General features: G+C 39.4%; 18 protein-coding genes, 1 pseudogene and 1 riboswitch. Of the genes and pseudogenes, 7 read left to right on the forward strand and 12 right to left on the reverse strand.

Features of this window, described 5'->3' with window-relative positions; genetic code table 11:
* The first annotated feature begins 217 nt into the window (after nt 1-217).
* Entirely contained in the window at nt 218-1,591 is a 1,374-nt protein-coding gene (gene argH / locus DX522_RS07500; protein ID WP_115180345.1) for an argininosuccinate lyase, read from the forward strand.
* Between the two features lie 212 nt (nt 1,592-1,803).
* The gene (locus tag DX522_RS07505) at nt 1,804-2,355 is read left to right on the forward strand and encodes a hypothetical protein (RefSeq protein WP_115180346.1); all 552 of its coding nucleotides are present in this window, start codon (nt 1,804-1,806) and stop codon (nt 2,353-2,355) included.
* Between the two features lie 89 nt (nt 2,356-2,444).
* Here DX522_RS07505 and DX522_RS07510 read toward each other — a convergent pair whose 3' ends face one another.
* The 3 genes from DX522_RS07510 to serB all read right to left on the reverse strand — a co-directional run bounded on the left by DX522_RS07510 (nt 2,445) and on the right by serB (nt 4,544).
* Entirely contained in the window at nt 2,445-2,945 is a 501-nt protein-coding gene (locus tag DX522_RS07510) for a hypothetical protein (RefSeq protein WP_115180347.1), read from the reverse strand.
* Between the two features lie 142 nt (nt 2,946-3,087).
* Nucleotides 3,088-3,579 (reverse strand): YajQ family cyclic di-GMP-binding protein, encoded by a 492-nt coding sequence (locus DX522_RS07515; protein WP_115180348.1) that lies wholly within the window; start codon nt 3,577-3,579, stop codon nt 3,088-3,090.
* A gap of 20 nt (nt 3,580-3,599) precedes the next feature.
* Entirely contained in the window at nt 3,600-4,544 is a 945-nt protein-coding gene (serB, locus tag DX522_RS07520) for a phosphoserine phosphatase (RefSeq protein ID WP_115180349.1), read from the reverse strand.
* 68 nt (nt 4,545-4,612) lie between these two features.
* On the opposite strand from serB, the gene DX522_RS07525 reads away from it, so the two are divergent.
* From DX522_RS07525 to hpf, 4 genes are all read left to right on the forward strand, one after another.
* Entirely contained in the window at nt 4,613-5,290 is a 678-nt protein-coding gene (locus DX522_RS07525) for a YtjB family periplasmic protein (RefSeq protein ID WP_115180350.1), read from the forward strand.
* 85 nt (nt 5,291-5,375) lie between these two features.
* Entirely contained in the window at nt 5,376-7,373 is a 1,998-nt protein-coding gene (gene tkt, locus DX522_RS07530) for a transketolase (protein ID WP_115180351.1), read from the forward strand.
* Between the two features lie 308 nt (nt 7,374-7,681).
* A riboswitch (glycine riboswitch) is annotated at nt 7,682-7,803 on the forward strand.
* An 88-nt stretch (nt 7,804-7,891) separates the two neighbouring features.
* Nucleotides 7,892-9,262 (forward strand): alanine/glycine:cation symporter family protein, encoded by a 1,371-nt coding sequence (locus DX522_RS07535; RefSeq protein WP_115180352.1) that lies wholly within the window; start codon nt 7,892-7,894, stop codon nt 9,260-9,262.
* Between the two features lie 241 nt (nt 9,263-9,503).
* A complete protein-coding gene (gene hpf / locus DX522_RS07540; RefSeq protein WP_115180353.1) occupies nt 9,504-9,827 on the forward strand; it encodes a ribosome hibernation-promoting factor, HPF/YfiA family in 324 nt (107 codons plus the stop codon).
* A 45-nt stretch (nt 9,828-9,872) separates the two neighbouring features.
* On the opposite strand, the gene DX522_RS11705 is transcribed toward hpf, so the two are convergent.
* The 5 genes from DX522_RS11705 to pnp all read right to left on the reverse strand — a co-directional run bounded on the left by DX522_RS11705 (nt 9,873) and on the right by pnp (nt 16,633).
* Nucleotides 9,873-10,016 (reverse strand): hypothetical protein, encoded by a 144-nt coding sequence (locus tag DX522_RS11705; protein ID WP_262054194.1) that lies wholly within the window; start codon nt 10,014-10,016, stop codon nt 9,873-9,875.
* A gap of 56 nt (nt 10,017-10,072) precedes the next feature.
* Nucleotides 10,073-11,467 (reverse strand): membrane-bound lytic murein transglycosylase MltF, encoded by a 1,395-nt coding sequence (mltF, locus tag DX522_RS07545; protein ID WP_115180354.1) that lies wholly within the window; start codon nt 11,465-11,467, stop codon nt 10,073-10,075.
* A gap of 95 nt (nt 11,468-11,562) precedes the next feature.
* On the reverse strand, nt 11,563-13,413 hold the full coding sequence (locus DX522_RS07550) for a DEAD/DEAH box helicase (protein WP_115180355.1): 1,851 nt from the start codon (nt 13,411-13,413) through the stop codon (nt 11,563-11,565).
* Between the two features lie 75 nt (nt 13,414-13,488).
* The gene (gene nlpI, locus DX522_RS07555; protein ID WP_075916216.1) at nt 13,489-14,430 is read right to left on the reverse strand and encodes a lipoprotein NlpI; all 942 of its coding nucleotides are present in this window, start codon (nt 14,428-14,430) and stop codon (nt 13,489-13,491) included.
* A 64-nt stretch (nt 14,431-14,494) separates the two neighbouring features.
* A complete protein-coding gene (gene pnp / locus DX522_RS07560; RefSeq protein ID WP_115180356.1) occupies nt 14,495-16,633 on the reverse strand; it encodes a polyribonucleotide nucleotidyltransferase in 2,139 nt (712 codons plus the stop codon).
* A gap of 242 nt (nt 16,634-16,875) precedes the next feature.
* Here pnp and nanQ point away from each other — a divergent pair, with 242 nt between their 5' ends.
* Nucleotides 16,876-17,343 carry an N-acetylneuraminate anomerase gene (gene nanQ, locus DX522_RS07565; RefSeq protein WP_115180357.1) on the forward strand — a complete coding sequence of 156 codons (468 nt, stop codon included), beginning with the start codon at nt 16,876-16,878 and terminating at the stop codon, nt 17,341-17,343.
* A gap of 67 nt (nt 17,344-17,410) precedes the next feature.
* Here the strand turns inward: nanQ and DX522_RS07570 are convergent, their stop codons facing one another.
* From DX522_RS07570 to DX522_RS07585, 4 genes and pseudogenes are all read right to left on the reverse strand, one after another.
* Nucleotides 17,411-17,632, reverse strand: a complete 222-nt coding sequence (locus DX522_RS07570; RefSeq protein WP_115180358.1) for a sulfurtransferase TusA family protein — start codon at nt 17,630-17,632, stop codon at nt 17,411-17,413.
* 9 nt (nt 17,633-17,641) lie between these two features.
* Nucleotides 17,642-18,684: pseudogene (locus DX522_RS07575) on the reverse strand (YeeE/YedE thiosulfate transporter family protein).
* A gap of 166 nt (nt 18,685-18,850) precedes the next feature.
* A complete protein-coding gene (locus tag DX522_RS07580; RefSeq protein WP_115180359.1) occupies nt 18,851-20,227 on the reverse strand; it encodes a rhodanese-like domain-containing protein in 1,377 nt (458 codons plus the stop codon).
* Between the two features lie 14 nt (nt 20,228-20,241).
* Nucleotides 20,242-21,228 (reverse strand): YeeE/YedE family protein, encoded by a 987-nt coding sequence (locus DX522_RS07585; protein ID WP_115180360.1) that lies wholly within the window; start codon nt 21,226-21,228, stop codon nt 20,242-20,244.
* Between the last annotated feature and the right edge of the window lie 95 nt (nt 21,229-21,323).

A 21,323-nucleotide genomic window follows, 5' to 3' on the forward strand; every position in this document is an offset into this window, starting at 1 on the left:
GGAACTAATAAGAGTTGATAATACTGAATTGTTTGAATGGTGGGCAATGCCCTTAAGAATGCTGCGTAAATTACCACTAAAATGCAGTACTGTCTAGTTTTTGTTAGAAAAAACAGGGTAAAATAGCGGACGATATAGAGATTATTATTGCATGTTGATTAATTATGCGTAATAATTGAATAATTAATCATTTTTATAATCGAGATAAGGATAACTTATGGCTCTCTGGGGTGGTCGTTTTACACAAGCGGCAGACAAACGTTTTAAAGATTTTAATGATAGCCTGCGTTTTGATTATCGCTTGGCAGAGCAAGATATTGAAGGTTCAATTGGTTGGTCTAAAGCTTTAGTTAATGTTGGTGTTTTAAGTGTTGAAGAGCAACAACAGCTAGAGGTTGCCTTAAATGAATTATTAATCGAAGTGCGGTCAAATCCACAAGCGATTTTACAAGACGACGCAGAAGATATTCATAGCTGGGTAGAAAGTAAGCTCATCGATAAAGTGGGGAATTTAGGTAAAAAATTACACACAGGTCGTAGCCGTAATGACCAAGTTGCACTTGATATTAAAATGTGGTGTAAACAGCGTGTAGTCGAGTTGCAAGAGTCAGTTCGTCATCTTCAACGTCACTTGGTACAAACTGCTGAAAATACGCAAGATGCGGTGATGCCGGGTTATACCCATTTACAACGTGCACAACCAATCACTTTTGCCCATTGGTGTATGGCTTATGTGGAGATGTTTGAGCGTGATTATTCACGTCTTACCGATGCTTATAAACGAATGAATAGCTGCCCATTAGGCAGTGGTGCACTTGCAGGAACAGCCTATGCAGTCGATCGTGAGCAATTAGCTACCGATCTTGGTTTTTCTTTTGCGACGCGTAATAGTTTGGATAGCGTCTCTGATCGTGATCATATTGTGGAATTGCTTTCAACGGCATCTTTAAGTATGGCACACCTTTCTCGTTTTGCTGAAGATATGATTATTTTCAACAGTGGTGAAGCGAATTTTGTGGAGTTGTCAGATCGTGTGACTTCAGGTTCCTCTTTAATGCCGCAAAAGAAAAATCCAGACGCTTGTGAATTGATTCGTGGTAAAGCAGGCCGTGTAATGGGTGCATTAACCGGTATGTTGATGACTTTAAAAGGTTTGCCGTTAGCGTATAACAAAGATATGCAAGAAGACAAAGAAGGGATCTTTGATGCATTAGATACCTGGCAAGATTGCGTAGATATGGCGACTTTTGTATTAGATGAATTAAAAGTGAATACCGACCGTACACGCGAAGCGGCTTTAAAAGGCTACTCAAATGCAACAGAGCTAGCGGATTACCTTGTGGCGAAAGGTGTGCCATTCCGTGATTCTCACCATATTGTCGGTGAAACAGTGGTTTATGCCATTGAAAAAGGAAAAGCCTTGGAAGACTTAACCATTCCAGAATTCCGTCAATTCAGTGATGTGGTAGGAGATGATGTATATGACATTCTTTCGCTACAATCTTGTTTAGATAAACGTTGTGCGAAAGGTGGGGTTTCACCACTTCGAGTAGCAGAAGCGATTGCAGAAGCAAAAGCGAGATTAGCTTAATTAGCGTAAATAAAAAGAGCGGTCAAAAAATGTTGTGTTTTTTTGACCGCTCTTTCGTTTTTATGGTGTAGGTGGAACCATTAATTCAAGGATTTTATCGCTAGGCTCTTTTATATCGAAACTCGATTCCATTAATAATGAAAACGTCTTGTTATTACACTTTCAGCTTGGCATAAAATTCTACACCAACTCACTCAGGTAAATTTATTGAAATGCAGGTATATACAAATGAACCTGGTAATAGTGCAGAAGCGACGCGAAAGGTTGGCTCAACAGTGGGTAATAAATATCTAACAACGGCTTTAGATCCTGAAATTTTGGGTTTATCAAGAAATGGTAAAGAATATCTTGGTTTTGTGAATAGTTATCTTTATCAATATTTATCTGATGAGCCGAAAATGGTTATCGTACCAAATTCAACTAACAGAGATGAGGTGGTGGTAAGTAAGCTTAATGCTGTTTTAATGAAATTAACATTAGTTAATGCTTTTATTAGTGAGAATTCTGATATTGCTGATCGTATTAATCTAGGCTATCTATTAAAGAATGAAAATTTGCGTAACCAATTAAAAGAAGGGTTAATGACGCAAATTCAAGCTGCTCGAAATGAGACACCGAGTGAAGAGTATTTAAATTTAGTTGCCGATAAGTTATTGAGTGGCGAGTTTAAATCTACGGTCGAATTCTATGCGCAAGAAAATGAGTTTGCTGAACAATATAAAAAAGGTTCAATGAAAGACTTTACCGCATCTAGTCAGCATTAGGACAAAATGCAGGCTGGTGAATTATCAAATAATGATGACTTTAGTAATATAAGTTCGAAAATATAAAAAAGCGGGGATACCCGCTTTTTTTATTTATAATAATCTGGATGATCAGTCACAAATTTTAAAATTGCTGACGAATTCAAAATTTGAGTTTTTGAGTTCAAAACCTCTTTAGCTTCCTCTGTTTTTAACTCATTATATACAGATAAATAATATTCTGTAGTAATTTGTGCAATTTCTCTAAATAATATGGCAAATTCTTTGTCATATCGTTTTTGTTTTTTAGCTTCATACCAGACGTCTATAAATTTATGAAACATATCATCATAATAATGAACTGCAGATGACGGTTTTTTATTTTTCTCTTTGATAACTGCATTAATTTTTTTATAATATGCGATGATATTTCTTAATTTTTGTTTATCTTCCTCAAGTAAACGACGATCTTCTTCAGTATTCACTTGTGCTTTATTCACACGGAAAGTATCTTCGTCAGTTGTGGTTAAGGTTTGATCTGTCCAATAATAGACATCTTTCGCCATAGTGATATTCGCTGTCGCTAATGTTAAAACTGCAACGATGGCCATTAAAATTCTTTTCATTGTAACCTATAAGTAAGTTTAGTTAAGTTGATGTTGGTGTTCTCAATATAATGTTTTGAGAACATCGAGACCAATAAAATAATTACATCGTATTATAAAAAACAAAGTAGAATTATACCTAGATTTTTTAATCTCTGAAGTTATTAAATTGGAATGGTTGGCCTAATTCAGCGCCTTTCACCAATTGAATAACAGCTTGTAAATCGTCACGAGATTTACCAGTTACGCGCACTTGTTCACCTTGAATTTGGGTTTGCACTTTGATTTTTGAATCTTTCACTAATTTAGTGATTTTCTTCGCCATCTCCGTTTCAATTCCCTGTTTTAATTTGATTTCTTTGGTGTAAAGTTTACCGTGGTGTTCACTTTCTGTTGGAATATCCAACGAGCTATGCTCAATGCCACGTTTTACAAACGCACCAATTAAGATTTCAATTAATTGCTCTAATTGGAAATCAGATTCGGTCGTCACTTTCAAGGTTTCGCTTTTTTCATTTAATTCAATAACCGCTTCCACGCCACGGAAATCATAACGTGTACTTAAGACGCGGTTTGCATTTTCAACCGCATTACGCACTTCGTGCATAGTAATTTCAGATACGATGTCAAAAGATGGCATAAATTTTCTCCCAAAATGAATTAAATTCGATCATTTGCACTTAAAAGACATAAAAGTGCGGTTAAGTCAGCAAAGTTTACCACAATTTGTGCTTGTTGTTGCACCTTCGGTTTGGCATGGAATGCCACGCCTAATCCGGCGACATTCATCATCGCCAAATCATTGGCTCCATCACCAATGGCGAGGGTGTTTTTGCGTGGAATATGGTATTCTTCAGCGAGTTTTTGCAAGGTATTTGCTTTATATTGTGCATCGACCACGCTACCTTTTACATTGCCGGTAAGCGTGCCATCAATAATTTCAAATTGATTGGAAGCCGCAAAGTCGAGGTTTAATAAACTTTTTAAGTAATCGGCGAAATAGGTAAAGCCACCAGAAGCAATGGCCGTTTTCCAACCATGTTGTTGTAATGTCTTAATGGTTTCAATTAAGCCAGGCATTAAAGGCAATTTTTCACGTACTTGTTGCAAAATACTTTCTGGTGCACCTTTAAGTGTTCCCACTCGACGACGCAGACTTTGTTCAAAATCGAGCTCGCCACGCATGGCGCTTTCAGTAATGGCAGAAACTAATTCACCTGTGCCAGCCAGTTTGGCAATTTCATCGATACATTCAATTTGAATGGCAGTAGAATCCATATCCATCACCAATAAACCTTTTTCTGATAGCTTTGCATCAAAATCCAGTTTAGCGATGTCTAATTGCAGGTCATGAGCGTGGACAATAAAATCAGTTAGCCATTCGCCTTTTAAAAGGACAACGGTATTTTTTTCAACGTTCCATGCATCAAAACACTGGAAAGATTGACCGCACTTTTGTTGAAATTCGAGTAATTTCGCTAAATTCAGCGTGGTGCCGTATAAAATAAACGCATGTGTTTCATTGGAATGAGGCAAATCAGACGAAAGTGCGGTGGGTAATTGGGGATATTTTTGGGTAATGCTTGCAAGGTTTTGAATTTGCATAGAAAATCCTGTAAATTGTGAATACTCATCTATTCTAGCCGATCTTGGCGAAAAAATGGAAAAACAACGTGCAATTAATTAAAGAAAAACTTCAAAAATCACTGATGTTTGGGCTCATTGTGCTGCTTTGTATCGGTGCCATGTCCGTGATTTTGTTTGGTGTGAAACAATTTAAGATTGGTTCTCAGCTTTCAAGTGTGAATCAAGTGGCAAATTTGTCGCATATTTTGGTTCGTCAGCAAGCAAATTTATTTTCAGTTTTATTAACTAATAATGCGAAATCCGATCAACTTGTCGAAAATCTAGATAATTTAGTTAAAGAAAACTTTGTGCTCGATGCGACCATTTATGATTATAACGGCAAGGAATTAGCACAAAGTACCAATACTGGCAATCTTCGTGAGCAACTTGGTCTAGAACATAAAAATGAAGGTGAATTTTCAACACAGCAAATTGTTGAGCCCATTTACTCTGCTTCCAATAATGCCGTTCGTGGCTTTTTGCGGGTGACCTTTGACGCGCAATATGCTCAAACGACGCAGAGCAAAATTAATCAAGTCTTCCATCGTTTATATGGTGAAATTGTGGTGGTCTTTTTATTAGGCGCTTTATTCGCCAGTTCCATTCATTATTTTTTAAGTCATTATCGTCGAACATATCGAAAACCAGTGGAAACTAAAACGGTAGTTAATTTACAAGGTAAATCGAGTAGCCAGCGTTTTCATCAACGTCGTCGTAGAATTTGATCAAGGTAAATAAAATTGCAGATATTGCTCAAGTCAATCAGTAAATAGGTTAGAATACTCGGAATTATTTAGATAGGAGAAAAACATGGCAACTCGTAGACAACTGGCCAACGCAATTCGTGCGCTATCAATGGATGCAGTACAAAAAGCAAAATCAGGCCACCCAGGTGCACCAATGGGAATGGCGGATATCGCTGAAGTATTATGGCGCGATTTCTTAAAACACAATCCAAACAGCCCTAAATGGGCTGATCGCGACCGTTTTGTGCTTTCTAACGGCCACGGTTCAATGTTGATTTATAGCTTATTACATTTAACAGGCTACGATCTTTCTATCGAAGATTTAAAACAATTCCGTCAATTACATTCTAAAACCCCAGGTCACCCAGAATATGGTTATGCACCAGGTGTTGAAACCACGACGGGTCCGTTAGGCCAAGGTATCACTAATGCAGTGGGTATGGCGATTGCTGAGAAAACTTTAGCGGGTCAATTTAACCGTGAAGGCCATGAAATTGTCGATCACCACACTTATGTGTTCTTAGGCGATGGCTGTTTAATGGAAGGGATTTCCCATGAAGCTTGCTCTTTAGCAGGCACATTAGGCTTAGGTAAATTAATCGCATTCTACGATGACAACAACATTTCCATTGATGGTCATGTTGATGGCTGGTTCAGCGATGATACTGCAGCTCGTTTTGAAGCTTATGGCTGGCAAGTGATTCGCAATGTAGATGGTCACGATGCAGAACAAATTCGTGCCGCAACCATTCTTGCTCAAGCAGAAAAAGAAAAACCAACTTTAATTATTTGTAAAACCATCATCGGTTTTGGTTCACCAAATAAATCAGGCTCTCATGATTGTCATGGTGCACCATTAGGTGATGAAGAAATCGCATTAACCCGTAAAGCACTGGACTGGGAATATGCTCCATTTGAAATTCCAGCTGAATACTATGCTGAATGGTCTGCAAAAGAGAAAGGCTCTGCAGCAGAAAAATCTTGGGAAGAAAAATTTGCCGCTTATGCAAAAGCATATCCTGAACTTGCAGAAGAATTTACTCGTCGTGTAAACGGTGAATTACCAGCAAACTGGACGGCTGAATCCAAAGCGTTCATTGAAAAATTACAAGCAAATCCAGCGAGTATTGCAAGCCGTAAAGCATCACAAAATGCAATCGAAGCATATGCTCATGTGTTACCTGAATTCTTAGGTGGCTCTGCAGACTTAGCAAGCTCTAACTTAACCTTATGGAGCGGTTCTAAACCGATTCGTGCACATGAAAACGTAGGTGGTAACTACATCAACTACGGTGTGCGTGAATTTGGTATGTCTGCCATTATGAACGGGGTTGCCTTGCACGGCGGTTTCATTCCTTACGGCGCAACCTTCTTAATGTTCTACGAATATGCACACAATGCGGTGCGTATGGCAGCATTAATGAAACAACGTGCTTTATTCGTTTATACTCATGACTCGATTGGTTTAGGCGAAGATGGTCCAACTCACCAACCAGTTGAGCAAACCGCATCATTACGCTTAATTCCAAACCTTGAAACATGGCGTCCGTGTGACCAAGTGGAATCAGCTATCGCATGGCAACAAGCGGTTGAACGTCAAGATGGCCCAACTGCATTGATCTTTACCCGTCAAAACTTAGCACAAATGGACCGCACTTCTGCACAATTAGATGCGGTTAAACGTGGTGCTTATGTGTTAAAAGACTGTGATGGCACACCTGAGTTAATCTTCATTGCGACAGGTTCAGAAGTGGAGTTAGCAGTGAAAGCAGCAGATGTATTGGCTGCCGAAGGTAAAAAAGTACGTGTCGTTTCTATGCCAAGCACTAACCGTTTCGATAAACAAGATGTGGCGTACCGTGAAAGCGTATTACCTGCTGCTGTAACCAAACGTGTTGCGATTGAAGCAGGTATTGCAGACTTCTGGTATAAATACGTAGGCTTTGATGGTCGCGTAGTAGGCATGAATAGCTTCGGCGAATCAGCACCAGCAGATCAATTATTCAAACTCTTTGGTTTCACCGTGGATAACGTGGTGGCAAAAGCAAAAGAGATTTTATAATTATTAAAATAAATAAAGGCAGGTAATGACCTGCCTTTATTTTTTGATTTGAAAAAGTGCGGTCAAAAAATAAGAAAATTTTTTACCGCACTTTGTTTTTATCGGCTTACACCTTGTTATCAAACCCTTTTTTCGTTAATCCATTGAGTTAGTTTTTCAAGTTTGCTAAAATTTGCAGTACTTTTTGCAATAAGAATAAAACGTAAAAAGTGAGTTCGGAAGAAGGTAGCTGGAGAGTGGGGAATTGCCCCTACGCCGACGAGGTAAAATCTTTCAGGCGCAATCGCGAGGTTGCAGGGACTGTTACTGGACGAACCCTTGGAGAGATCCATTGCATTTTATTGATGTAAATGGACGCCGAAGGCGCAAAAGAGCGGTCGATTTTTCGATTGTTTTCCAAACGCTCAGGCAAAAGGACAGGGGCAAAAGACAATCGGTATTATCAAAAATATTTCTATCGGGATTCTTCTTGTCTCCTTGTCGAGTTTATTTGTATTTTAAACGACGAGGAATCATCAATGTCATTACAGACAATCTTATCGGCTATTAGCAGCTTTATATGGGGACCGCCCCTACTTATTCTTTTGTCCGGAACCGGACTTTATCTCACCCTTCGTTTAGGTTTCTTACAAATTCGTTATTTGCCTAGTGCATTGGGCTATTTATTTGCTCGTGGTGCGAATAAAGGCAAGGGGGATGTCTCTTCTTTTGCCGCACTTTGTACGGCATTAGCGGCGACCATCGGAACAGGGAATATCGTGGGTGTAGCGACCGCAGTACAAGCGGGTGGACCTGGCGCGATTTTTTGGATGTGGCTAGTTGCATTATTAGGCATGGCAACTAAATACGCTGAATGTTTACTTGCCGTGAAATATCGTGTACGTGATAAATACGGTTTTATGGCGGGTGGACCAATGTATTACATCGAACGTGGCCTTGGAATTAAATGGCTAGCCAAATTATTTGCGCTCTTTGGGGTGTTGGTGGCCTTCTTCGGTATCGGTACTTTTCCTCAAGTCAATGCGATTACACATGCGATGCAAGACACCTTTCATGTACCTGTTGTGATTACTGCGACAGTGGTGACGGTATTGGTCGCGATGATTATTCTCGGTGGTGTAAGACGTATTGCGACAGCTTCTTCCGTTATAGTGCCTTTTATGGCAATTGGCTATGTGGCGACCTCAATTATTATCTTAGTGGTAAATTACGATAAGCTGCCTGCTGCGATCGCATTAATCATTCATAGTGCGTTTAACCCTCAAGCAGCTTTAGGTGGCGCAGTTGGCTTTACAGTAATGAAAGCCATTCAATCGGGTGTTGCACGCGGTATTTTCTCAAATGAATCTGGTTTAGGGAGTGCACCTATTGCAGCAGCAGCGGCACAAACCAAAGAGCCTGTTCGCCAAGGTTTAATTTCGATGACAGGGACATTTTTAGATACCATCATCGTATGTACGATGACCGGTTTAGTGCTTGTGATTACAGGTGCATGGAGTAACCCTGAGCTTTCAGGCGCAAGCGTGACTAACTACGCTTTTGCACAGGGCTTAGGCACATCAATCGGTGCAACTATTGTAACCGTTGGCTTATTATTCTTTGCTTTCACCACAATTTTAGGTTGGTGTTACTATGGAGAACGTTGCTTCCTTTACTTAGTTGGTATCCGTGGTATTAAATTTTATCGTTTCATGTTTATTGTTTTGGTCGGGGCGGGTTCATTCCTCACCTTAGATTTAATCTGGATTTTAGCGGATATCGTGAATGGTTTAATGGCTTTCCCGAACTTGATAGCATTAATTGGTTTGCGTAAAGAGATTATTTCAGAAACTAAGGATTACTTTGAACGTTTAAAAGCGACGCAATATGATCAAGATGAATTAGCCTAATTCATGTTGTAAAAAGAAAAGGGAAGCTGAGTGCTTCCCTTTGTTGTTTACAGCTTTACATCATAACAAGTTTACACAGAAAGAAAATCATATTTTTGCAGAAATTAGATCCCGATCATATTTTTGAACATTTGTTTTTTTATTTGCCTAAAAGCACTTGAAAAAGCAGTGCAAGGTCGATATGTTGTTATTAAAGATGAACTGAACCGAAGGGTTCATTTAACCAAAAGAGGTAAATGCTATGACACTCAATATCACAAGCAAACAAATGGAAATCACCCCTGCAATCCGTGAACATGTGGAGGGAAGACTTGCAAAATTAGAGAAATGGCACACTCAACTGATTAGCCCACACTTTGTTTTAAGTAAAGTACCAAACGGCTTTTCTGTAGAGGCTTCAATTGGAACCCCATTAGGTAATCTACTTGCGACAGCAACCGCTGATGATATGTATAAAGCGATCAATGAAGTCGAAGAAAAATTAGAACGTCAATTAAATAAACTTCAACATAAAGGTGAATCCCGTCGAGCAGACGAATGTTTGAAAGATTCTTTTGAAAAATAAAGAATAATGAGTGAATAAAAGGGCGAACATAATGTTCGCCCTTTTTTAGATCTCTTGAATCACTAATTGTAACGCATGGCGTTGGAACTGTTTTGCTTTACGGTGTTTTAAGCGTCTTAAACGCAGGTTACGTGAAGCTGAAATATCTCTTGATGCTTTTTTCTTTAAGAAGGTTTTTCTTTTTAACATCTTTTTCTCCTTATTTTCTTTCTATTCAATAAAAACGTTGTTTTTTCTGACCGCACTTACTCTGTTGCAGTCGCTTGGTTTTCTTGAACACGATGATAATTCACAATACTGTTCATATAACGGCGGATATTCTCGACATATTGATAAGCTTCATAACCGCGAGCATAGCCATATTTTAAGTTAGAATAATGACGCTTTTCTGATAATAGTTGAAGATTATTTTTTACATCTAACCAATTATCAGGATTACCACCTAATTTTTTCGTTAGGCGACGAGCGTCTAAAATATGCCCTAACCCCATGTTATATGCAGCTAAAGAATACCAAATTCGATCTTCTTCTGGAATGCTGTCTGGCATTTGGTTGAGTAGCCAATGCAAATATTCCGAGCCAGCCTTAATGCTTTGTTCTGCATCCGTGCGGTTATTAATATTCATACGTGTAGCGGTATCTTTTGTTAACATCATCATACCACGTACGCCCGTTGGAGAGGTGGCATAAGGGTCCCAATGTGATTCTTGATAGGCTACAGCGGCTAATAATCGCCAGTCTAAATTCCCTTTGTATTTTTCAAAGAGCGGTTGATATTGAGGCAGAATTTTTTCAACCGACTCTAAATAAGCCTGAGTATCTACATAATCAAAGGCGGTAATATGACGGAAGTATTTTTCCTCAATGCGATCAATTAATCCTGTTTCAATGGCATTATTCATAAAATCCAACAAGGCTGCTTGTAGCTCATTATAGGATTTATTGGAAAGATACCAATGCACGGTCATTTCATCCGTTAGGTCAAATGCAATCGCTAAGTTAGGGCGAATTTGTTGTGCCGCAGCCACATCAATACTATTTGCAATGGTGTAAGGAATTTTGCCTTCAGCCACTTGAATCAATAATTCTTCTTGGGTCAACTGCTTGTTATTCTGCCATTTAAGTGCAGGAAGTTTTTTCTGTGCAAGGGATAATAATTTTTCCAAATCTTCCCCCGCAGAAATGATAATTTCTTGTTGTACTTGCGCTAAATCTTTCGGACGATTTTCACCTTTTTTATACACAAGCTGCCAAGAGGCTGAAGTATAAGAGGGCCCTAACTGAAATTTTTCTGCACGTTGAGGCTGGAACAAAAGATTCGCAGCAGCAATATCAATATTGTTGTTCTCTAATTCGTTAAAAAGTTGATCGTTATTTTCTAAGGTTTTAATTTGTAAGCGAACCCCTAAATAATCAGCAAAGTTTTTTGCTAATTCGTATTCCAAGCCTGACTCACCGCCATTCCCAATAAAATAGTAAATGGGATTGTTAATGGTGCCGACAATAAGGCTACCGCGATTTTTGATCGTGGTGTAAGGGTTCTGCTCCGATTGCATAATTTTTTGCCAAGGGAAGACCATATCAATTGCCCAAAGTAATAATGCAAAAGCAGCAATAATACGTAAAAATAGACCTTTCAATAGATAAACCTTATAAATTGAGATAAGAGACGATTGTAACGAGAATTAAGACAATAAAAAAGCCCCTTTTACTTCAAGGGGCTGTTAAATAAGGATTAACGTTGGCGATCTCGGCGACCACGTTCATTAAAAGTGCGGTCGTTTTTATCGTTAAATTTACGCTGACGACGTTCACCATTACGCTCTCCACGGAAGCGATCTTGACCACGCTCTCCACGCTCATTACGACGACCATCGCGACGGCCTTTTCCGCCAAAATCGTTACCACCACGTCCGCTGTCTGATTGTGTCGCGCCCATAAAGCTCATTTGCATTTGTTTGTTTAAAACGCGAGTTTTACCGAATTGTTGAAGCAATTCTTTTGGCATGCCTTGTGGTAATTCAACGGTAGAGTAGTCATCATAAAGTTTGATATGACCAATGTAACGGCTGTTAATATCACCTTCATTTGCGATAGCGCCTACAATATGACGGACTTCTACACCATCTGCACGACCGATTTCGATACGATATAAATCCATAGGTTGTTGGTTGCCATAGTCTTTACGCTCACCACGACGTTCAGCTGAACGTGGGTTTTCGCGTCGATCACCGCGATCATTACGGTCACGACGACGTTTATCCATTGGTGGATCAGGTGGAAGAATGAGTTTTTGTTTACCTTGAAGCAACATCAACATCGCCGCGGCAATATCTTCTTGATCCTGATCTGCCGTGAATAAATCTTCTAATAAGCTACGATACATTTCGAGATCGTGATGTTCCAATTGTTTGGTAATCTTGTCTTGGAATTTTTTGCGACGACAGGCTTGTAACACTTCATGATTTGGCAATTCAACTTCATTGATTGGTTTTTTCATCAAGTGTTCGATGTTACGAAGTAAACGGCGTTCACGTGGTTCAACGAATAACAATGCACGACCAGAACGACCTGCACGACCGGTTCGACCGATACGGTGGACGTAAGACTCTGCATCAAGCGGGATGTCATAGTTCACCACAAGACTGATTCTTTCAATATCGATGCCACGCGCAGCAACATCAGTTGCAACGACGATATCAAGGCTACCATTACGTAAGCGATCTAAGGTTTGCTCACGTAATTGTTGGGTCATATCACCGTTTAATGCTGCAGCACGGAAACCGTGTTTTTCTAATAATTCAGTCACATCAAGCGTGCCTGTTTTAGTGCGGGTAAAAATGATGGCTGCATCAAACTCTTCCACTTCTAAGAAGCGTAATAATGCATCATTTTTACGGAAACCTTGAACATACCAACAATTTTGTTCAATATCTGGCGCGTTATCGTTATTTACTTTGATTTTCACTTCTTGTGGATTATTCATGAAGCGTTTTGTGATGCGACGAATTGGCTCAGGCATAGTTGCTGAGAAAAGCGCCGTTTGGTGCTCTTTTGGTAATTCAGCCATAACGGTTTCTACGTCATCAATAAAGCCCATACGAAGCATTTCATCTGCTTCATCAAGTACGATAGCTTTTAATTCAGATAGATTTAATGTGTTACGACGGATGTGATCCAAAATACGACCCGGTGTCCCCACAACAACTTGTGCACCTTGTTTTAATGCACGTAATTGGATGTCATAACGCTGACCACCATAAAGGGTTACGATATTGATACCTTTTGCATATTTCATGAAGTGTTCGCAAGCATCAGCAACTTGAATTGCTAGTTCACGCGTTGGCGCCATCACCAATAATTGTGGATGTTTTGCGGCAGGATCAATTTTTGCCAAAATAGGTAAAGAGAATGCGGCAGTTTTACCACTGCCGGTTTGTGCCATACCAAGTACATCTCTGCCTTCTAGAAGAGCAGGAATACAAGCTTGTTGGATTGGCGAAGGTGTTTCAAAACCAAGGTCAGAAACGGCTTTTAGAATGAATTCAGGCAAGCCTAAATCATTAAAAGTGATTTTGTCAGTCATTAAAATACTCGAATGTAAGTAAGGAAAGCTCAATTTAGCTTTCAGGTTTATTTGTTATAAAAGAAGGAGGTAAGTCTAAAAAACAGCTGTTTTTGTGACCGCACTTTTTTCTTCTTTTTCGTCTTCAGTTTGAGCCGGTTTTAATTTCATCAGCTCTAACACGGCAAAACGATACTCAACAAAGTTATACACCTGATTCGCAATAGCAAGTTTGAATAAAGCCGCCGCTTCATCAATTTGCCCCAAATTGAGTTTTTGTTTTGCTAGATAAAAGTAGGTTTCGGTTAATATTTCTGCATATTGTTGAGAGTTTTCTGCAAATTTGGTTGCCCGCTCTTGCAAGTCACTCACGGAAATATTACCTAAATAGTATTGAACGATATTTGTTCCCCAGAAGTCCTTAGATAGCCCTTTAGCTCGTTCAACAAGGTTGGCATGGGCTTCTTGTGGTTTTAATTTTTGTTCGTTCAAATAGAGCCAGAGTACGCGATAAGGATCTTTGGTATCGGCTTCATAAAACTTCATAAAATCGTCTTCAGCAAGATTATAGCGTTCGACGTAATAAAAATTTAAACCACGATTAAGGTGGGTATAGTCATAACTTGGATCCAATTCAAACACAGCATTAAAGGTTTCTAATGCACTGTCGTAATCTTCTTCAAGCAGTAAGTAAAGCCCTAAATAATTGTAAACAGAAGCCATCTTTGGCTGTAATGCAAGGGCTTGTGTAAAGTCATAACGTGCGAGGCCCCATAAACCTAGGGAATCGTATAATACGCCACGTTCAAAGTGAAGCGTCGCCCGTTCTTCATTACTCATTTTTCCAACTAATAAAACCTGCCCGATTCGGGTAATCATCACTTCTTGTTCGAAGTGAGCATTCGGATTCTGATCCGCTAGCCCGACTTTATTTGGTGCGACAAACACGTTTCCCGATTGCACACAACCGGAAATAAATAAAATCACACTTAGGCTAGACAACGAAACTAGAAAACGGAATAACCGAAAATACTGCATTGTTTTATAAGTTAGTTTGATAATCAAAACGGGTGTGCAAATTGAATTCACACACCCTGTGAGATTATTCTTGTTCTTCTGAAATGTCTTCTGCTGGTGCAGATTCTGCTTCAGTTTCTTGTTTTGGTGCAAGATCTTTCATGGTTAAGCGGATACGACCTTGGCGATCGATTTCAACCACTTTAACGGTTACTTCTTGACCAACTTGAAGATAATCACTCACTTTCTCTACGCGTTCTTCTGCAATTTGAGAAATATGAACTAAACCTTCTTTATTTCCAACGATAGCGACGAATGCACCGAAGTCAGCAAGACGAGTCACTTTACCTTTGTAAATTGCGCCGGCTTCAACTTCAGCAACGATTTCTTCAATACGTGCCATCACATTTTTCGCTGCACTGCTATCTACTGCAGCAATTTTCACTGTACCATCATCATCGATATCAATAGAAGTGCCGGTTTCTTCAGTTAATGCACGGATAGTTGCACCACCTTTACCGATAACATCTTTGATTTTCTTAGGATCAATTTTCATGGTGTGAATACGCGGCGCGTAGTCAGAAATATCTGCACGTGGTGCAGGGATTGCTTGTTCCATTACGCCAAGAATGTGCATACGTGCACCTTTTGCTTGGTTTAATGCAATTTGCATAATTTCAGGGGTGATACCTTCAATTTTAATGTCCATTTGAAGTGCAGTTACACCTTCACGTGTACCAGCCACTTTAAAGTCCATATCGCCTAAATGGTCTTCATCGCCTAAAATATCTGAAAGCACCACAAATTTTTCTTCTTCTTTCACTAAGCCCATTGCGATACCTGCAACAGCAGCTTTGATTGGAACACCTGCATCCATTAATGCTAAAGATGCACCACATACAGATGCCATAGAAGAAGAACCGTTAGATTCAGTGATTTCAGATACAACACGCACGACATATGGGAATTCCGCAAGGCTTGGCATAACAGCTGCAACACCACGTTTTGCTAAACGACCGTGACCAATTTCACGACGTTTTGGTGAGCCAATCATACCAGTTTCACCTACAGAGTATGGAGGGAAGTTGTAGTGGAATAAGAAGTGATCTTGACGTTCACCTGTTAACTCATCAATGATTTGTGCATCACGTTCAGTACCTAACGTTGCAACTGCTAATGCTTGTGTTTCACCACGGGTGAAAATTGCAGAACCGTGAGTACGTGGTAATACACCTGTGCAAATATCTAATGCACGAACGGTATCAACGGTACGGCCATCAATACGTGGTTCACCTGCAATGATACGGCCTCGAACGATTTGGCTTTCAAGTGCGGTGAAAATATCTACGATTTTACCTTCGCTGATTTCTTCATCTTCTGCTGTGATTTGTGCAATCACATCTGCTTTAATCGCATCGATTTGTTCGTAACGTGCTTGTTTTTCAGTAATACGGTATGCATCGCCTAAACGTGCTTCAGCTATCACTTTTACTTTGTTGATTAAATCTGTGTTTGGTTGTGGCGCAACCCAATCCCAACGTGGTTTTCCTGCTTCTTTTGCAAATTCTTTGATTGCTTCAACTACAACTTGTTGTTGTTGATGACCGAATACGACTGCTGCTAACATTTGTTCTTCAGTTAAGATATCTGCTTCAGATTCAACCATTAATACGGCTTTGTCAGTACCTGCAACCACTAAGTCTAAACGGCTTTGTTTTTGTTCAGCCATAGTTGGGTTTAATACGAATTGGTTGTCAATAAAACCAACACGCGCAGCACCGATAGGACCATTGAAAGGTACGCCAGATAAGGTTAATGCTGCAGAAGCACCGATCATTGCCACTAAGTCTGGGCTGATTTGTGGGTTTACAGAAACTACAGTTGCCACAACTTGGATTTCGTTGAAGAAACCTTCTGGGAATAATGGACGAATTGGACGGTCGATTAAACGTGCAATTAAAGTTTCGCCTTCAGATGGACGACCTTCACGTTTGAAGAAGCCACCAGGGATTTTACCCGCCGCATAAGTACGTTCTTGGTAGTTTACGGTTAATGGGAAGAAGTCTTGACCTTCTTTCACATCTTTTTTAGCAACAACAGTCACGAATACCGTGGTATCGTCCATGCTTGCCATGACCGCAGCCGTTGCTTGACGTGCAATTGCGCCAGTTTCTAGAGTAACGGTGTGTTGACCGTATTTAAATTGCTTAACAATTGGATTCACAATGTTTTCCTTAAAATTTATATTAAAAACAGTGCCTTATTTTCCAGATTGCGACTAGCAAAAGAAATCTTTTGTAAAAACAACCGCACTTTCGAGCGCTTAAAATTGCTTTTGATAGCCGCACGCTAATGTAGAAAATAAAGCTCGCTTATTATACAGAGTTTTAAATTTATTGGTAACTTTATTTAATATAAGCAACTTGTTATCATATTCTCATACAAATACATACGTAAGGAGACACTATGATTATCAGTGCATTAAATAACCCAAATTTCAAAGTGGGTTTACCAAAAGTTATCGCGGACATTTGCGATCATCTCAACACGTTAGATCTTGAAGCATTAGAAAATGGTCGTCATGATTTAAGCGAGCAAGTTTATATGAATGTCATGGAATTTGATACGGTTGAAGCGGATAGCAAACAAGCTGAACTTCATCATAGATACCTAGATATTCAATTGCTTATTCGTGGTGAAGAAAATATTGAAGTAAGCGCAACTTATCCAAATCTCAGCTTATACGATGAATATCGTGATGAAGATGATTACCAACTCACTCCGCAAATTGAAGATAAAAGCACCGTGACACTTTTACCAAAAATGTTTGCTGTTTTCTTCCCATATGAACCACATAAACCAGGTTGCACCGTAAACGGCAAATCAAGTTTTGTGAAAAAACTGGTGGTGAAAGTACCGGTAGAATTAATTTAATTATTTCGATTTATTAAAGCAGAAGTGCGGTCAGAAATTTGTGTGTTTTTCTGACCGCACTTTTTTATTATTTAATTACGGTAATTGACCATTTCGCATCATCAATTTGTTCGAAGTTTGTCACTTCATAACTTTCTTCAGCCGCCCAAGCGGGAATGGCTTCAGTGGCTTGTGTACAGTCGAATTCAATTTCTAGGCCATCGCCTTTATTTAACTTAGCCATGGCTTCCTTAGCTTCAACGAGAGGAAATGGGCAAACAAGGCCGAGTGTTGGTAATTTAACGATCATATAAACTCCTTATGATGCTTTTGTTAATTTTAAACGTTGTGGACGAATAATGGTAAAGTAGGCGGCCACCCAAGTGCGAGAATCATCAATGGCAATGAGATCCAACCTTGCCAAGAGAAAAAGGCAGTTTCGACTAAACCATTACCGATAGAGCAGCCACCCGCAAGGGTTGCACCAATGCCCATGAGAATACCGCCGAGTCCGCTGCGTAGAATCGTGGTGGCATCCGGTACGCGAACACGAAATTCATTGCTTGCTTTTGCGCCGATGAATGATCCAATAAAAATCCCTAAGACTAAGAATACGCCCCAGTTAATAAATTTACCGTCGCCAGTAACAAGGAATTGCATGATATTGGCTGATGGACCAGTGATTCCAAGTCCAAACTCACGACCAGTAGCAACACTGAGTGGCCAAGCGGCAAGTGCGATTAATCCAATTAATACGGCAGAGAAAAATGGGTGCCAGCGTTTTTCAAATAATAAGTGGGCAAGTCCCGTTTTCTTTGGTTTTAATGCCGCGACTTTTGCGCTTGGTTTGCTGAGATGTTTGTATACATAGAAAGCTGTCACTAAAGTTAATAATGCGACTAACCACCAAGGTGAAATACCGAATGTATCGTAAATATTGCGTTGCTCAATATTAATACTGCGTAAAGATTTATTGAATTCACCTAATGGGCCAGTACGCATGATGGCACTTAATAGCATATAAGTGAATAACGCGACCCAACTACCAACTAAGCCTTCCGCAGCACGGTACCACGTACCAGTCGCACAACCGCCAGCAAGAACAATGCCGATGCCAAACACAAAGGCACCGATAATCACCGCTAAAAAGGCGAAGTTTTCAGCCGGATCAACATTTAATACACCGATTTCTTTTAAGAGAAAGAAACCGATGGATTGCACGGTAATCGCCAATAAAAGGGCCACAAACATTTTGTTATTTTTGGTGACATACATATCGCGAAATGCGCCAGTAATACAAAAGCGCCCACGCTGCATCACAAATCCGAGTAAAATTCCGCAAAGTAATCCGGTTAAAAGCATAAATATTCCTTTCTTTTAAAACTAAGTAGAGCAGTATTTTCTAAAAAAATAAGAAGATGACGCCAATAACTTTTAGCTAGAAAATATGTTTTTTTGATATAAAAAAGTGCGATCAGAAATTTGTGTGTTTTTCTGACCGCACTTTCATTTATGATTGAGCGTGAAATTAACTTTTACAAGAGTTTCCTTTTTTCATTACTTTACCAAAATCATTTTTGGCATCCGGTTTTGTCATATTATTAGGTGCACCTTTTTGAACTGGGTAGATTGAATCCATTTGCCACTGATTCCAACCACCATCATAAATAGCCGTATGATCCCAACTCGCTAATTTTGTCATGAACCAAGGTACACCGGCTCGCCAACCTGTACCACAATAAAATGCGAGTTTATCGCCTTTTTCGATACCTTGTGTTTTCCATAATGCAAAAATTTCATTTGGATTACGTAATGTACCATCTGGATCATAATAATCAGCCATATTAGAAGAATCCGTACCCGCAAATCCCCAAATGGCACCTTGTGGTTCGCCTTTTCCTGGAATGTAATCATAACCGCTGACTTTACCGATGTATTCATCCCATGATCGGTTACTAATGAGTTTTAATCCATGTTGTTGTGCATCGATAATCTCTTTTGGTGTTTCAATATCGAAGCTTGGATTTGCGGGGATAGAGGCACCAAAATGGGATTCTGGTTTTGGTGTATTCACGGTTGTTTCTGTTGGTAAGTTAGCATCCATCCAGGTTGAAAGATTGCCATTTAGCACGCGAACATCTTTTACCCCTGCCCATTTTAATGCCCAGAATACACGATAAGCCGCTAATTGATTATCAGAATATAAGATGATGGTTTTATCAGCTGTGATGCCATTTTTTAACAAATTTTGTTCAATCACATCAGGTGATGATAAATTCCAAATTGGGCCATTCTCAATCCAATCTGTATCAAAATGGTAGGCACCAACAATATGCTGAACATAGCCTTGGGATTTATCTAATGGTCCCCAAGAGACTTCAAAGATAGCGAATTTATCATTGTTATAAGTCTCAGGTTTCTCACCTTTGGTTACTGCATTAATCCATTCCGGCGATACGCTATATTGGAAGTTTGGGAAAGATTCTAATGGATAATCGGCATTGGCATAACTTAGGAAATCATTGAAGACCTGTGTTTTATAACCTTTGTTTGCGAATTCAGCACTAATACAAGCAAGATTATCAGGATTGGTATCGTAGAAAACTAAGGTTTTATCCCTTGTGATCCCTTTTCCTGCTGCGAAAGATTCAAATTTGTCTGGTGCAATCCAATTTAGCCAAGAACAAGAAAATTGAATTGCGCCAGGAATATGTCCACCACGTGTTGCATTTTTATCTTTGAATCCGTTGTAATAACTGTCTTGACGAGAGTCAATAATGACATAGTTTGGATTTTTTAAATTATCCAATAACGCTTTGGTTTCAATATTTTTGACTTGATTATCATGACAAGCAAAAAGCGCAAGTGAAAGACTTAAACCTAATAAAGTGCGGTTAAATTTCATATTGTTTTCTCCTTTTATTTTTTAACAATCCATTTATTGGCAAACCAGCAACCGATTAGAATACATCCCGTTGCGATCCAACCTTGCCAGGAAAAATAAGCTGTAGCAACTAAAGCATTGGTAACAGTGCAACCGCCTGCTAATGCTGCACCTAATCCCATTATGATACCACCCAAAATCCGACGTAGTGCTTCTTGCGGATCTGGCATTTTTAAACAAAAATCGCCGCTTATTTTGGCCATTAAAAATGAGCCAAGTGGAATACCTAGTACAAATAAGCTTCCCCAATTGATATAACGTTGTTGTCCTATTACTAAATATTGAACGACGTTTGCAGAGGGTACAGCAATGCCATATCCATAGTTTCGTCCAGTTTGAGCACTAAAATACCAAGCCAGAACACCGAGTAATCCTATTAGCAAACCGCCTAGGTAAGGATTCCAAGGGCGTTTAAAAGTGCGGTCAAAAAAAGAAAGGTTTTCTGAATCAGTCGATTTATTACCAAGAAAAGATAATCCACAAGTGACCAATACGAGCGCTCCTACTAGCCACCAAGGAGAAATAGAAAGCGTTAAATAGATGTTATCCCATTCTGTGGTTTGTTGGGTCCAATAGTTAATAAATTGATGCAGACTACCAGTTTGAGCAGAAGCCATTGTGATTGCAAAAGCAACCAAGGCCAATAGACTACCTAATGCACCTTCCGCGGAGCGAAACCATGCGCCACTCCCGCAGCAATTCCCTAATACCATACCGATCCCAAATAATAATCCGCCGACTATTGTGGCCATGATGGGGAGTGTTGTTTGAGGAATTTTAATGATTTCTAATTCAGCAAGGCAAAATAATCCTATGGATTGTATGCTTACCGCAATGAGAAGCATCGTTAGAAAACGAGTATTTTTTTGAAATAATAAACGGCGAAAACCAGAAACAAAACAAAATTGGGTACGTTGAAGTAGGATGCCAAAAGCAATCCCGATAAGAAGACCAGTGAACATTGATTAACCCTTAATACTAATGTTAGTGCGGTACATTAAAACATAATTAATTAAAAAATTAATTGAAATTGATCACAAAAATAAAATAAAGTGCG

Source organism: Haemophilus parainfluenzae (genome assembly GCF_900450995.1).
GTDB classification, from domain to species: Bacteria; Pseudomonadota; Gammaproteobacteria; order Enterobacterales; family Pasteurellaceae; genus Haemophilus_D; species Haemophilus_D parainfluenzae_O.

Bases quoted from the DNA above. Each gene is read 5' to 3' on its own strand.
- argH (WP_115180345.1), top strand. From the start codon at position 218: ATGGCTCTCTGGGGTGGTCGTTTTACACAAGCGGCAGACAAACGTTTT.
- DX522_RS07505 (WP_115180346.1), top strand. From the start codon at position 1,804: ATGCAGGTATATACAAATGAACCTGGTAATAGTGCAGAAGCGACGCGA.
- DX522_RS07510 (WP_115180347.1), bottom strand. From the start codon at position 2,945: ATGGCCATCGTTGCAGTTTTAACATTAGCGACAGCGAATATCACTATG.
- DX522_RS07515 (WP_115180348.1), bottom strand. From the start codon at position 3,579: ATGCCATCTTTTGACATCGTATCTGAAATTACTATGCACGAAGTGCGT.
- serB (WP_115180349.1), bottom strand. From the start codon at position 4,544: ATGCAAATTCAAAACCTTGCAAGCATTACCCAAAAATATCCCCAATTA.
- tkt (WP_115180351.1), top strand. From the start codon at position 5,376: ATGGCAACTCGTAGACAACTGGCCAACGCAATTCGTGCGCTATCAATG.
- DX522_RS07535 (WP_115180352.1), top strand. From the start codon at position 7,892: ATGTCATTACAGACAATCTTATCGGCTATTAGCAGCTTTATATGGGGA.
- hpf (WP_115180353.1), top strand. From the start codon at position 9,504: ATGACACTCAATATCACAAGCAAACAAATGGAAATCACCCCTGCAATC.
- DX522_RS11705 (WP_262054194.1), bottom strand. From the start codon at position 10,016: ATGTTAAAAAGAAAAACCTTCTTAAAGAAAAAAGCATCAAGAGATATT.
- DX522_RS07550 (WP_115180355.1), bottom strand. From the start codon at position 13,413: ATGACTGACAAAATCACTTTTAATGATTTAGGCTTGCCTGAATTCATT.
- nlpI (WP_075916216.1), bottom strand. From the start codon at position 14,430: ATGCAGTATTTTCGGTTATTCCGTTTTCTAGTTTCGTTGTCTAGCCTA.
- nanQ (WP_115180357.1), top strand. From the start codon at position 16,876: ATGATTATCAGTGCATTAAATAACCCAAATTTCAAAGTGGGTTTACCA.
- DX522_RS07570 (WP_115180358.1), bottom strand. From the start codon at position 17,632: ATGATCGTTAAATTACCAACACTCGGCCTTGTTTGCCCATTTCCTCTC.
- DX522_RS07580 (WP_115180359.1), bottom strand. From the start codon at position 20,227: ATGAAATTTAACCGCACTTTATTAGGTTTAAGTCTTTCACTTGCGCTT.
- DX522_RS07585 (WP_115180360.1), bottom strand. From the start codon at position 21,228: ATGTTCACTGGTCTTCTTATCGGGATTGCTTTTGGCATCCTACTTCAA.